Origin of the sequence: Microbacterium schleiferi (assembly GCF_020781975.1) — a bacterium.
Lineage (GTDB): Bacteria > Actinomycetota > Actinomycetes > Actinomycetales > Microbacteriaceae > Microbacterium.
The window spans coordinates 13,773-27,623 of sequence record NZ_JAJGNI010000008.1 but is presented as its reverse complement, the minus strand read 5'-3'; the positions used below and the strand labels follow the sequence as shown (position 1 = coordinate 27,623).

8 protein-coding genes and 1 tRNA gene are annotated in these 13,851 nt (G+C 65.4%); 7 read left to right on the top strand and 2 right to left on the bottom strand.

What is annotated here, in order from left to right; all coding sequences use genetic code 11:
- The first annotated feature begins 35 nt into the window (after positions 1-35).
- From gltB to LL236_RS10525, 4 genes are all read left to right on the top strand, one after another.
- Positions 36-4,616, top strand: a complete 4,581-nt coding sequence (gene gltB, locus LL236_RS10540; protein ID WP_228178703.1) for a glutamate synthase large subunit — start codon at positions 36-38, stop codon at positions 4,614-4,616.
- Complete coding sequence (locus tag LL236_RS10535) at positions 4,609-6,075, top strand: glutamate synthase subunit beta (RefSeq protein ID WP_228178702.1); 1,467 nt, start codon at positions 4,609-4,611, stop codon at positions 6,073-6,075. Before gltB ends, LL236_RS10535 begins: the two co-directional genes overlap by 8 nt.
- A gap of 70 nt (positions 6,076-6,145) precedes the next feature.
- Complete coding sequence (gene pyk, locus LL236_RS10530) at positions 6,146-7,594, top strand: pyruvate kinase (RefSeq protein WP_228178701.1); 1,449 nt, start codon at positions 6,146-6,148, stop codon at positions 7,592-7,594.
- Between the two features lie 110 nt (positions 7,595-7,704).
- Positions 7,705-8,055 carry an SHOCT domain-containing protein gene (locus LL236_RS10525; protein WP_228178973.1) on the top strand — a complete coding sequence of 117 codons (351 nt, stop codon included), beginning with the start codon at positions 7,705-7,707 and terminating at the stop codon, positions 8,053-8,055.
- A gap of 86 nt (positions 8,056-8,141) precedes the next feature.
- Here LL236_RS10525 and LL236_RS10520 read toward each other — a convergent pair.
- Positions 8,142-8,224 (bottom strand) — tRNA-Leu (locus LL236_RS10520).
- 38 nt (positions 8,225-8,262) lie between these two features.
- Here LL236_RS10520 and LL236_RS10515 point away from each other — a divergent pair.
- A complete protein-coding gene (locus LL236_RS10515) occupies positions 8,263-8,883 on the top strand; it encodes an ANTAR domain-containing response regulator (protein ID WP_228178700.1) in 621 nt (206 codons plus the stop codon).
- A gap of 64 nt (positions 8,884-8,947) precedes the next feature.
- On the opposite strand, the gene LL236_RS10510 is transcribed toward LL236_RS10515, so the two are convergent.
- Positions 8,948-9,403 carry a hotdog fold thioesterase gene (locus LL236_RS10510; RefSeq protein WP_228178699.1) on the bottom strand — a complete coding sequence of 152 codons (456 nt, stop codon included), beginning with the start codon at positions 9,401-9,403 and terminating at the stop codon, positions 8,948-8,950.
- Between the two features lie 49 nt (positions 9,404-9,452).
- Here LL236_RS10510 and polA point away from each other — a divergent pair, with 49 nt between their 5' ends.
- Positions 9,453-12,101, top strand: a complete 2,649-nt coding sequence (polA, locus tag LL236_RS10505) for a DNA polymerase I (protein WP_228178698.1) — start codon at positions 9,453-9,455, stop codon at positions 12,099-12,101.
- A gap of 27 nt (positions 12,102-12,128) precedes the next feature.
- The gene (locus LL236_RS10500) at positions 12,129-13,802 is read left to right on the top strand and encodes a DUF885 domain-containing protein (RefSeq protein ID WP_228178697.1); all 1,674 of its coding nucleotides are present in this window, start codon (positions 12,129-12,131) and stop codon (positions 13,800-13,802) included.
- Positions 13,803-13,851 lie beyond the last annotated feature (49 nt).

The window sequence follows — 13,851 nt, the reverse complement described above, 5'->3', positions numbered from 1 at the left end:
GTCCCATCTTGAGCATCAACGTGAGGACGGTAGCAATGGCATCGAGCCCCCGTCGCATCGCCACCGGCGAATCCGGCTTCCCCGCCAAGCAGGGGATGTACAACCCTGACTTCGAACGGGACGCGTGTGGCCTGGCCATGGTCGCGACCCTTCGTGGGGAGCCCGGTCACGACATCATCGACCTCGCTCTGACCGCCCTTCGCAACCTTGAGCACCGGGGTGCAATCGGGTCGGATGCCGGTACTGGCGACGGCGCCGGCATCCTCACGCAGATGCCGGATGCCTTCCTTCGCGCTGTCGTGGACTTCGACCTGCCTCCGATGGGGGAGTACGCGGCGGGCATGGTCTTCCTTCCCCTGGATCACGAAGCTCGGGCCGAGCAGAAGGCTGGCATCGAGCGCATCGCGGCAAGCGAGAACCTCGAGGTCCTCGGCTGGCGTGAAGTCCCCACCGACGAGGAGCACCTCGGCAAGCTCGCGTTTGAGGCGCGCCCGGCCTTCGAGCAACTGTTTGTTTCGCGTCCCGCGGTCGGTGACGCCCCTGCGCTGTCGGGAGTCGCGCTGGATCGCCGCACCTACCGGCTCCGCAAGCGCAGTCGCACCGAGCTCGGCGCATATTTCGTCTCGCTGTCGGCACGCACCCTCGGCTACAAGGGCATGGTCACGACGCTGCAGCTCGAGCCGTTCTACCCCGACCTGCAGGACGAGAGGTTTGCATCCGAGCTCGCCGTGGTTCACTCGCGGTACTCGACCAACACCTTCCCCTCGTGGCGACTGGCTCAGCCGCTGCGCATGCTCGCACACAACGGCGAGATCAACACCGTCAACGGCAACCGCAACTGGATGCGCGCACGCCAGTCACAGCTCGAGTCCGAGCTGATCGGCGACATACGTCCGCTGCTTCCGATCTGCACCGACGGCGCCAGCGACTCGGCCTCCTTCGACGAGGTGCTCGAGTTGCTCACGCTGACCGGCAGAAGCCTGCCTCACGCCATCATGATGATGGTCCCCGAGGCCTACGAGAAGCAGGTCGGGCTCGACCCTGATCTGCGCGCGTTCTACGACTATCACGCGATCCAGATGGAGCCGTGGGACGGTCCCGCCGCCCTCATTTTCACGGATGGCACGCTCGTCGGCGCGACTCTGGACCGCAACGGCCTGCGTCCCGGACGATGGACCGAGACCACCGACGGCCTTGTCGTCATCGGCAGCGAGACCGGTGTGCTCGACTTCGAGCCCGAGCGCATCAAGCGACGCGGACGCCTGCGCCCTGGCCGCATGTTCCTCGTGGACACGGCGCAGCGCCGGATCATCGAGGATGACGAGATCAAGCGCGATCTGGCGACGATGCAGCCCTGGCAGGAGTGGCTGGACGCCGGTCGCGTTCGCCTGGCGGAACTGCCCGAGCGTGAGCACATCGTGCATCCGATCGCGTCGATCACCCGCCGTCAGCGCACCTTCGGTTACACGGAAGAAGAAGTCCGCATTCTGCTGACCCCCATGGGGCAGAAGGGCGCGGAGCCGCTCGGCGCTATGGGCAGTGACACCCCCGTCGCGGTCCTGAGCGACCGCCCGCGCCTGCTGTTCGACTACTTCACCCAGCAGTTCGCTCAGGTGACCAACCCGCCCCTGGACTCGATCCGAGAAGAGGTCGTCACCTCGCTCTCGCTCGGTATCGGCCCCGAGCGGAACCTCTTGGACTGGGGCCCGAGCCACACGCGCACCGTGACCCTGGACTTCCCGGTCATCGACAACGATGAACTCGCGAAGATCCAGCACATCGATACCGCAGTGCCCGGACGCTCCTCGGTAACCATCCGTGGCCTGTACCGCGTCGAGGCTGGCCACAAGGGGATGCAGAAGCGCATCGCGCAGATGTGCAGCGAAGTCGACCAGGCGATCGAGGACGGTGCCGAGTACATCGTGCTCAGCGACCGCGACTCCAACAAGGACCTCGCCCCGATTCCCTCGTTGCTGATGGTCGCCGCCATCCACCACCACCTGATCCGGCGCGAGACGCGAATGAAAGTAGGGCTGGTCGTCGAGGCTGGAGACGTCCGCGAAGTTCACCACGTCGCGACGTTGCTTGGTTACGGGGCGTCAGCAGTGAACCCTTACCTCGCCATGGAGACCGTCGAGTACCTCGTGCGCGCCGGGTACATCACCGGCGTTTCGCCCGAAAAGGCCGTCAAGAACCTCATCTATGCCCTCGGCAAGGGCGTTCTGAAGATCATGTCCAAGATGGGGATCTCGACAGTGTCGTCCTACGCGGGCGCCCAGGTGTTCGAGGCCGTCGGCCTGTCGCAGGAGTTCGTGGACGCGTACTTCACCGGCACCGAGACCAAGCTCGGCGGCGTCGGGCTCGACGTCATCGCCGCCGAGAACCGTGCCCGACACGCCTACGCGTACCCCGAGGACGAAGCAGAGCGCGCGCACGAGCGCCTCTGGACCGGTGGGGAGTATCAGTGGCGCCGAGACGGCTCGCCTCACCTGTTCAACCCTGAGACGGTCTTCCGCCTTCAGCACTCGACCCGCACGCGCCGGTACGACGTGTTCCGCGAGTACACCAAGCTCGTAGATGACCAGGCGAGCGAACTGAAGACCCTCCGCGGACTCTTCCGTCTGCGCACCGGTGTGCGCCGTCCCGTGCCGATCGACGAAGTCGAGCCGGTGTCGGCGATCGTGAAGAGGTTCTCAACCGGCGCGATGAGCTACGGCTCCATCTCGAAGGAAGCGCACGAGACACTCGCTATCGCGATGAACCGGATCGGCGGCAAGTCCAACACCGGTGAGGGCGGCGAGGATGTCGACCGTCTCCTCGACCCCGAACGCCGCAGCGCCATCAAGCAGGTGGCATCGGGGCGCTTCGGTGTCACGAGCCTGTATCTGACGGAAGCCGACGACATCCAGATCAAGCTGGCACAGGGGGCGAAGCCGGGCGAGGGTGGGCAGCTGCCCCCGACCAAGGTCTACCCGTGGGTGGCGCGCACCCGGCATGCCACCGCCGGTGTCGGCCTCATCTCGCCGCCGCCGCACCATGACATCTATTCGATCGAGGACCTCAAGCAGCTGATCTTCGATCTCAAGCGTGCCAACCCGCAGGCCCGCGTGCACGTCAAGCTGGTGAGCCAGTCGGGCATCGGTGCGGTAGCAGCGGGTACGGCAAAAGCGCTGGCCGACGTCATCCTGGTATCCGGACACGACGGCGGCACCGGTGCCAGCCCGTTGAACTCGCTCAAGCACGCAGGCACGCCGTGGGAGCTGGGCCTCGCCGAAACGCAGCAGACCCTGATGCTCAACGGCATGCGCGATCGTGTGGTCGTGCAGGTCGACGGCCAGATCAAGACAGGACGAGACGTGATCATCGGCGCACTGCTCGGCGCCGAGGAGTTCGGATTCGCCACCGCTCCGCTGGTCGTTTCCGGATGCATCATGATGCGTGTCTGTCATCTCGACACCTGTCCGGTCGGTGTCGCCACGCAGAACCCCGTCCTGCGGTCGCGGTTCACCGGCAAGCCGGAGTTCGTCGAGACCTTCATGGAGTTCATCGCTCAGGAGGTGCGCGAGTACCTGGCAGAGCTCGGGTTCCGCTCGCTCGACGAGGCGATCGGTCATCACGAACTGCTTGACACCAACCGTGCGATCGCGCACTGGAAGGCAAGCGGAATGGACCTGACACCCGTGCTGGAGGGTCCCGCGTTCTCCGACGACGAGCCGCGCCGCAACCTGCGTCCGCAGGATCATGAGCTCGACGAGCACTTCGACGTCCCGATCATCGAGCGGGCGCAGGATGTGATCGCGCACGGCGGCCAGATCACGATCGACCTGCCCGTGCGCAATACGGCCCGCGCGGTCGGTACGTTGCTCGGCCACCACGTGACGAAAGCTCAGGGCCAGAACGGTCTGCCTGCAGGTTCCATCACGATCAACCTCACCGGTTCGGCCGGGCAGTCCTTCGGTGCGTTCATGCCCGCAGGGATCACGCTGCGGTTGACGGGAGACTCGAACGACTACGTCGGCAAGGGGCTCTCCGGCGGTCAGATCGTCATCCGGCCTCCCGAGGATGCTGCCTTCGATGCGTCGCAGAACGTCATCGCCGGCAACGTGATCGGCTACGGCGCAACGCAGGGAACCCTGTTCCTGCGCGGCATCGTGGGCGAACGGTTCTTTGTCCGCAACTCGGGGGCGACCGCTGTCGTCGAAGGGGTCGGTGACCACGCGCTCGAGTACATGACCGGTGGTCTCGCCGTCATCCTGGGACCGACGGGCCGGAACCTCGGTGCCGGCATGTCGGGAGGAACCGCGTACATCTACCGGCTCGACGCCGACCTCGTCAACCGGGAGGCGCTGGCCACCGGTGAGCTCGAACTCGGACCGCTGGGTTCCGGGGATGCCGAGATGCTGCGCGATCTGCTCGCGCAGCACGTCGAACAGACCGGATCCGCGCTTGCCGCAGACTTCCTCGCGCGCTTCGACGAGGAGGTCGCCAACTTCGTCCGCGTCGTTCCTCGGGACTACGCCGCCGTGCTGCGTACACGGCAGGAGGCTGTCGACGAGGGCCTCGACCCCGACGGCGACGTTGTTTGGACCCGCATCCTGGAGGTGACCGGTGGCTGATCCCAAGGGCTTTTTGAAGGTGACCGAGCGGGAGCTGCCCGCACGCCGTCCGGTGCCTGTTCGCATCATGGACTGGAAAGAGGTCTACGAACCGGGCGACAGCGCTGTGCTGCGCCGGCAGGCGGGACGCTGCATGGACTGCGGCATCCCCTTCTGCCACCAGGGATGCCCGCTGGGAAACCTCATCCCCGAATGGAACGACCTCACGTGGCGTGGCGAGGGGCGTGCGGCGATCGACCGTCTGCACGCCACGAACAACTTCCCGGAGTTCACGGGTCGGCTCTGCCCCGCGCCGTGCGAGAGCGCGTGTGTGCTGGGGATCAACCAGCCGGCGGTGACGATCAAGCAGGTCGAGGTCTCGATCATCGATCAGGCCTTTGCGAGCGGGTGGGTCGAGCCCAAGCCGCCGGGCCGCCTGACGGGGAAGACCGTCGCAGTGGTCGGTTCAGGCCCAGCGGGCCTCGCCGCCGCGCAGCAGCTCACGCGGGCTGGTCACACCGTCGCTGTCTACGAGCGGGATGACCGTATCGGCGGCCTGCTGCGCTACGGCATCCCGGACTTCAAGATGGAAAAGCGCCACCTGGAGTCGCGTCTTCGTCAGATGCAGGATGAAGGAACCCGGTTCCGTGCCGGCGTGAACATCGGCACCGACATCACCTGGGATGCCCTGCGTGCCCGGTACGACGCTGTCGTCGTCGCAACCGGCGCAACAGTTCCGCGGGACCTTCCGATCCCAGGACGCGATCTCGCCGGCGTCCATTTCGCGATGGAGTACCTCGTCGAGTCGAACCACGCTGTCGCCGGGGATGCCGTAGCCAACCAGATCACGGCGGAGGGCAAGCACGTGATCGTGATCGGTGGCGGCGACACCGGTGCGGACTGCATTGGAACGGCACACCGCCAGGGCGCGCTGAGCGTCACGAACCTCGCGATCGGTCGCCGCCCTCCCGAGGCGCGCCCTGAAGCGCAGCCATGGCCGATGGCCCCCACCCTGTTCGAAGTGCAGTCAGCCCACGAGGAAGGCGGGGAGCGGATGTACCTCGCCTCCACCGTCGAGTTCCTCGGTAACGACGCAGGCGAGGTGCAGTACCTGCGGGTAGCTGAGACCGAGTTCGTGGACGGCCGACGCATCCCGAAGAGCGGCACCGAACGCGAGATCCCCGCAGATCTCGTGCTCATCGCCATGGGCTTCACCGGCCCCGAGCGACTTCTTCTGGAAGACCAGCTCGGCACCAGATTCACCGATCGCGGCAACGTTGCCCGTGAGGACGATTACCAGACGACGCATCCGGGGGTGTTCGTTGCCGGTGACGCCGGGCGCGGCCAGTCCCTCATCGTCTGGGCGATCGCCGAAGGACGCGCGGCCGCTGCAGCGGTGGACCGGTATCTGATGGGCGACACGGAGCTTCCGTCTCCTGTTAACCCGACGGATGTCGCCATCGGTATGGCGCACGCGTAGGCTGGGCCCGGCCCCTGCCTATACCCGCAGGCCTTCTGCCTGCATCACGCAAACAACGGAGCATACTCGGATGAGACGCGCGAAGATCGTCGCAACCTTGGGCCCGGCAACCTCGACATACGAGATGGTTCGCGCCATCATCGATGCCGGTGTTGACGTGGCCCGCTTCAACCTCTCCCACGGCGACTACTCGGTTCACGAGAACAATTTCGCCAATGTCCGCAAGGCTGCCGACGACGCACAGCGCGCCGTCGCGGTTCTCGTCGACCTGCAAGGACCAAAGATTCGCCTAGGCAAGTTCGAGAACGGACCCCACGACCTCGCGGTCGGCGACATCTTCAAGATCACGACCGAGGACATCCTCGGCACGAAAGAGATCGTCTCAACGACGTTCAAGGGTCTTCCTGCCGACGTGAAGCCGGGAGACTTCCTCCTCATCGACGACGGCAAGGTTCGCGTCAAGGTCGTCGAGACCGACGGCACGGTCGTCACGACCGAAGCCATCGTCGGCGGCCCGGTGTCCAACAACAAGGGCATCAACCTTCCCGGGGTCGCGGTCAACGTTCCCGCCCTCTCCGACAAAGACGAGGCTGACCTCCGCTGGGGTCTGCGCACCGGCGCCGACCTGATCGCCCTGTCGTTCGTCCGGGATGCCAAGGACGTCCAGCGTGTTCACGTGATCATGGCCGAGGAGGGCCGCCGGGTTCCGGTTATCGCCAAGATCGAGAAGCCGCAGGCCGTCGACAACCTCGAGGAGATCATCGACGCCTTCGACGGCATCATGGTCGCCCGTGGCGACCTCGGCGTGGAGCTTCCGCTGGAGGCCGTACCGATTGTGCAGAAGCGCGCAGTCGAGCTGTGCCGCGCGATGGCCAAGCCGGTCATCGTCGCCACGCAGATGCTCGAGTCGATGATCAACAACCCGGTTCCCACGCGCGCTGAAACGAGCGATGTCGCCAACGCCGTCCTCGATGGAGCCGACGCGGTGATGCTTTCGGGCGAGACCAGCGTGGGGGAGTACCCCGTGGTCGTCGTACAGACCATGGCTCGCATCATCGAGTCGACCGAAGAGCACGGCCTTGAGCGCATCGCGCCTATCCACACCAAACCGCGCACCCAGGGTGGCATCATCACGCTCGCCGCCAACGAAGTTGCCGACTTCGTGGAGGCCAAGTTCCTGTGCGTGTTCACGGAGTCAGGCAACTCAGCCCGCCGCCTGTCGCGGCTGCGACCGAAGATCCCCATGCTAGCCTTCGCCCCAGACCCGGCGATCCGCCGTCGTATGGCGGTCACCTGGGGCATCCAGTCGACCCTCGTCGAACACGTGTCACACACCGACCGGATGTTCCTGCAGGTGGATGACTATCTGCTTGCGAACGACCTGGCCAAGGTCGGAGACAAGGTTGTCGTGATCTCGGGTTCGCCTCCCGGAATCGAAGGCACGACCAACGACATCCGCATTCACAATGTGGGGGATGCGGTGCACGGCAAAGCGCCCGCGTACCAGAACGCGGGCTGACACTCGCTTCGCACGACACGGTCGCGCTCGGCACTATGCTGAGCGCGACCGTTTCGCATTCGGAGGTAGCCGTGCTCGGCATCTGGGACATTTTCTAGTTCGCGCTCGTGATGTTCTACATCGCCGCCTACATCTACGTCGTGGCGCTGATCATCATCGATCTCTTCCGCGACCACACTCTGGCAGGCGGCTGGAAGGCGCTATGGATCATCTTCCTGGTGCTCGTGCCGTTCCTGACGGCTCTGGTCTACGTGATCGCGCGAGGACGCGGGATGGCCGCTCGCGCGAGCATCCGTCGCGGGGTGGTTCCCGAGACCGACGAGTATCGTCCCGCCGCTGCCGCGAACCCGACTGCCGAGATCGAGCGCGCCAAAGCGCTCCTGGATGCCGGCACAATCTCGCAGGGCGAATTCGACGCGCTCAAGAGCAAGGCACTCGGGAACCAGTTCTTCGGCGCCTGAGCCGCGCCCATCGTGCGCTCTTCCCAAGCCGCACGATCGAGACATGAGAAGAGCCGCACCCCTGGCGGGTCGCGGCTCTTCTCACGTGCCGGTGGTGGGAGTCGAACCCACACGCCCTTTCGGGCAACCGATTTTGAGTCGGTCGCGTCTGCCATTCCGCCACACCGGCCTGGCACGTCCGCATTGACCATACCGTAGGATTCAAAGGTGACAGAGCAAGAGCAGGCCGCTACGTCCGCCGCCCGGACCCCCCGTCGTGTCGTCGTCGCCGAAGATGAGTCCCTCATCCGGCTCGACATCGTCGAAATCCTTCGCGACAACGGCTTCGATGTCGTCGGCGAAGCCGGCGACGGCGAGAGCGCGGTTCAGCTGGCCACGGAGCTACGCCCAGACCTTGTCATCATGGACGTCAAGATGCCACAGCTCGACGGCATCTCAGCCGCCGAGAAGCTCAACAAGAACAACATCGCACCCGTCGTTCTGCTCACCGCCTTCAGCCAGAAGGAACTCGTCGAGCGAGCCAGCGAAGCTGGTGCCCTCGCGTATGTCGTGAAGCCCTTCACCCCGAACGACCTCCTTCCCGCGATCGAAATCGCTCTTGCCCGCCACGAGCAGATCCTCACGCTCGAGGCAGAAGTTGCCGACATGGTCGAGCGCTTCGAGACGCGCAAGCTCGTGGATCGGGCCAAGGGCCTGCTGAACGAGAAGATGGGCCTCTCCGAGCCTGAGGCATTCCGGTGGATTCAGAAGGCCTCGATGGACCGCCGCCTCACCATGCAAGACGTCGCGAAGGCGATCATCGAGCAGCTGGCGCCGAAGAAGGCCTGACACCCCGGCCCGCTCAGCCCGGGCATTCGCTCACGCGCAGAGTCGACGAGCGCGCGACGCTGGTTCACGCCTCAGGGCGCGTGAGTTCCTCGGGAAGCGGCACATCCTTGATGAGGTTCGTGATCCGAATTGTGGAGCAACGACGGCCCTCATCGTCGGACACCACGATCTCGTGAACGGTCATGCTGCGGCCCAGATGCACGGGCGTGCACACGCCGGTCACGAGACCCGAACGCGCGGACCGCGTGTGCGTTGCGTTGATGTCGACCCCGACCGCGAGGCGTCCGGGGCCCGCCCAGAGGTTCGCGGACATCGATCCCAGCGATTCGCCGAGAACGACGTACGCGCCACCATGCATGAGGCCGACAGGCTGCGTGTTGCCCTCCACGGGCATCGTCGCAACGGAACGCTCCACGGTGAACTCGACGAACTGCATGCCCATTTTTTGGGCGAGAGTCCCCATGCCGCGCTGCGCCGCCCACTCCATACCGTTGACATTCGCCGGATGCTGCGTGCTCATGACCACCCTCGGGAGAAGTGCTGTCGGAAGCCGTGGGTAGGCTGACAGAGTGACGGACTCCTCGAAGCCTACCCTCCTGGTCGTCGACGGCCATTCGCTGGCCTTTCGGGCGTTTTTCGCCCTCCCCGTCGAGAACTTCACAACCAAAGACGGGCAGCACACCAACGGGATCTACGGTTTCCTGTCGATGTTCGTAAACCTGCTGAAAGCCGAAAAGCCCACGCACGTCGCCGTCGCCTTCGACACCTCGCGCCAGTCGTTCCGTACCCGTGAGTATGCGGAATACAAGGCCAATCGCGCCGAGACGCCCAAGGAGTTCCAGGGGCAGATCCCTCTGCTGCAGGACTGCCTGCGTGCCATGAACATCACGGTGCTCCAGCAAGAAGACATCGAAGCCGACGACATCCTCGCCACGCTCGCCACCCGCGGCGCCGAGGCCGGCTACACCGTGCTGGTCTGCTCAGGCGACCGCGACACGATCCAGCTCGTTGATGAGCGCATCACACTCCTCTACCCGAGCGTGCAGGGAGTGTCCCAGCTCAAGCGGTACGACCCCGAAGCCGTGCGCGAGCGTTACGGCGTCTCCCCTGAGCAATACCCTGACATCGCGGCTCTGGTCGGCGAGACCAGCGACAACCTTCCCGGCGTCCCGAAGGTGGGGGAGAAGACCGCGGTGAAGTGGCTCACCCAGTTCGGCACCCTCGACGAGCTGCTCGAGAACGCCGACCGTGTCACGGGAGTGGTGGGCAACAACCTGCGGGAGCACCTCGATGACGTCAAGCGCAACCGGGCGCTGAATCGGTTGTTGCGCGACGTCGAACTGCCGGTCGGCCCCGACGAGCTCGCTGTCACCGGTATGGACGCACAGGGCATTCGCGACATCTTCGCGCGCTTGGAGTTTCGTACCCTGCTGCCCCGAGTCTTCGATGCTTTGGGTGGCGAGGAACCCGCGGATTCGGCGCCGGCGGTGCAACTCCCCGCAGCCACAGAGGTTGACGCTGATGCTGCGGCTGCCTGGCTGGCGAGTGGCGGGGATGAGGTCGCGGTCACTGTCATTGCCGGTGCAGGGGGAGCGAACTCGGCATCCCTGCCCGCCCGCCTCGGATTCGCGCGAGGCGACGATGTCGTCGAGACGACCTGGACGACGGAGTCCGCAGCACGCCTCTCGAGCTGGTTTGCATCCGATAGCCCGAAGGTGTTCGCCGACGCCAAGCCGCAGATCAAGATGTTGCGCCGGGCGGGCATCACCGTGGGGGGAGTCGCGTTCGACACTGCGCTGGCCGGGTGGCTTCTTCGTCCGAGCTTCCCCGACAAAACACTCGGAGATCTCGTCGACCGATACCTGGGAGAAAAGCTCCCCGAGGCCGATCCGACGCAGCTGATTCCCGAGACCGAAGGGGCCACTCCCGGACAGCTGTCATGGTTCACGCTGCGAGTCGCAGACGCGCTGCGGGCTGAACTGCCGGACGACCTCGCCGGCGTGCTCCGCGAGATCGAGCTTCCGACGCTCGACGCACTCGTCGACATGGAGCTGGACGGGGTGGCGGTCTCGCACGAGACGCTCGCCGGGTTCTCGGCAGAACTCGGCACCCGCGCCGACGCGATTGCCGCCGAGGCGTTCGAGACGATCGGCCGTGAAGTCAACCTCGGCTCTCCGAAGCAGCTCCAAGAGGTGCTGTTCGAAGAACTCGGGCTCCCCAAGACGCGCAAGACCAAGACCGGGTATTCGACGGATGCCGCGGTCCTGGCCGATCTGCAAGAGACCAATCCGCATCCGTTCCTCGGTCTGCTTCTCCAACATCGCGAAGCGACGAAGCTCCGGCAGATCATCGAGTCGCTGGATGCCGCGATCGGCGCCGACGGTCGCATTCACACCACCTACGTGCAGACGGGAAGCCAGACGGGGCGCCTCTCGAGCACCGACCCCAACCTGCAGAACATTCCGATTCGGACCGAGGACAGTCGACGCATCCGTTCGGCCTTCGTCGTCGGTGACGGCTACGACACCCTCCTGACCGCTGACTACTCGCAGATCGAAATGCGCATCATGGCGCACCTGTCGGAGGACCCCGGGCTTATCGAGGCCTTCAACTCCGGTGAGGACCTGCACCGCTTCGTGGGCGCGCGCGTGTTCGGTGTGGACCCCGGCGATGTCACTCCACAGATGCGGACGAAGGTCAAGGCCATGTCGTACGGCCTCGTCTACGGCCTTTCAGCCTTCGGGCTGTCCAAGCAGCTTCGCATCGAACAGGCCGAGGCCAAACAGCTCATGATGGAGTACTTCGCGCGATTCGGTGCGGTGCGCGACTACCTCCGAGCGTCAGTCGAGAAGGCGCGGATCGACGGGTACACCGAGACGATTTTCGGCCGTCGTCGCCCCTTCCCTGACCTCACCAGCCCCAACCGGGTTCTGCGCGAGAACGCCGAGCGCGCTGCGCTCAATGCTCCCATCCAGGGCAGCGCTGCCGACATCATGAAAATCGCGCTGTTCCGCATCCACCAGGACCTCCGCGACAGCGATCTACGTTCGCGGGTGCTGCTGCAGATCCACGACGAACTCGTGGTCGAGGTCGCGCCGGGGGAGTGGGACCGGGCTGAAGAGATCGTCAGGCAGAGAATGGCTGACGCGGCGACACTCTCCGTACCGCTGGATGTCGAAGTCGGCCGCGGCGGCGACTGGAATCTTGCCGGGCACTGACCGCCTGTTCTGGCTAGGCTCGAACGCATGACTGAAGCTCCTCGATCTGCCACGCCCATCGACGCGATCGCAGATGCGTGGGTCGACACGCTCGCGGAGCGTGTCCCCACTCTCGCCACCTACATCGGTCGCTCTGAGCACAATGCACGCTACGGCGACTACTCGCCCGCCGGCGCTGACGCACTCGCCGTCGAAGCCCGCAAGACCCTTGCCGCGCTTCGCGCCGAAGAGCCTGTTGACGACATCGACAGAGTCACGAAAGCAGACCTCACCCGCGAGCTGGAACTCGACCTTGAGCTCCACGACGCCCAGTGGCATCTTCGCGACCTGAACGTGATCGCCTCGCCGCCGCAGGACATCCGCGCGGTCTTCGATCTCATGCCCACCGACACCGCCGACGAATGGTCGGTCATCGCGACGCGCCTGGGGGCGGTCCCCGAAGCGGTGCGCGGCTACATCGAAACGCTCCGCGCCGGCGTGTCGGCAGGGGTTGTCCCTGCACAGCGGCAGGTGCGCGAGGTCGTGACGCAGATCGGTCGGTACACGAGTGACCGTGGCTTCTTCGCGGAGTTCGCCGCTGAGGCAGCGCCCTCCGACGGGCAGCTTCCGGCATCCCTCGCGCGCGAATTGTCCGACGCAGCCGGTGCTGCCCGCGTGGCGTACGAGGAGCTCGCCGACGTGCTTGCCGGCGAGGTCGGCCCCGTCGCTCCCGAACAGGATGGCGTTGGCCGCGACCTCTACGCGCTGCACTCTCGACGCTTCCTCGGCGCTGCCATCGACCTCGACGAGACCTACGAGTGGGGTATCGAAGAGCTCGCCCGCATGGTGGCTGAGCAAGAAGAGATCGCCGGCGAGATCCTTTCCGGCGCGAGCGTCGAGGAGGCTGTCGCCTTCCTCGAGAAGGATGCCTCGCGAAAGCTTCACGGTACCGAGGCGCTGCAGAGATGGATGCAGCAGACGAGCGATCATGCCGTGGCGGAGCTCGGGGAGACGCACTTCGACATTCCCGAGCCGATCCGCACGCTCGAGTGCATGATTGCGCCCACTAAGGAGGGCGGGATCTATTACACCGGGCCGACCGACGACTTCTCACGCCCCGGGCGCATGTGGTGGTCAGTGCCCGAGGGTGTCGAGGACTTCGACACGTGGCGGGAGCTGACGACCGTTTACCACGAGGGCGTTCCCGGTCACCACCTGCAGATCGCGCAGGCCGTCTACAACCGGGCACAGCTCAACTCGTGGCGGCGTCTGCTGGCCGGCACCTCGGGCCACGCGGAGGGCTGGGCGCTCTACGCCGAGAGACTCATGGAGCAGCTCGGCTACCTCGATGACCCCGCCGACCGGCTCGGCATGCTCGATGGCCAGCGGATGCGCGCGGCGCGCGTCGTGTTGGACATCGGTGTGCACCTCGGCAAGCCCCGCTTGGACGGCGACGGCGTGTGGGACCACGACTACGCTCTCGCCTTCATGCGCCGCAACGTGAACATGTCGGATGAGTTCATTCAGTTCGAGGTGAACCGCTACCTGGGCTGGCCGGGCCAAGCACCGTCCTACAAGGTCGGCCAGCGAATCTGGGAGCAACTGCGCGACACGGTTGCCGAGCAGCAGGGTGATGCTTTCGACATCAAGGCCTTCCACAAGCGCGCGCTCGACATCGGTGGCGTCGGGCTCGATACGCTGCGTGCGGCGTTGCTGACCTGAGGATCGGAATAGGGACCGGAATCGTATGGTTCTATGCAAGTGCATGGAA

What these genes read in the sequence shown, in the direction of transcription:
- LL236_RS10510 (WP_228178699.1), bottom strand. Translation starts at nt 9,403, where the DNA reads ATGAGCACGCAGCATCCGGCGAATGTCAACGGTATGGAGTGGGCGGCG.
- gltB (WP_228178703.1), top strand. Translation starts at nt 36, where the DNA reads ATGGCATCGAGCCCCCGTCGCATCGCCACCGGCGAATCCGGCTTCCCC.
- LL236_RS10500 (WP_228178697.1), top strand. Translation starts at nt 12,129, where the DNA reads ATGACTGAAGCTCCTCGATCTGCCACGCCCATCGACGCGATCGCAGAT.
- LL236_RS10525 (WP_228178973.1), top strand. Translation starts at nt 7,705, where the DNA reads ATGTTCTACATCGCCGCCTACATCTACGTCGTGGCGCTGATCATCATC.
- pyk (WP_228178701.1), top strand. Translation starts at nt 6,146, where the DNA reads ATGAGACGCGCGAAGATCGTCGCAACCTTGGGCCCGGCAACCTCGACA.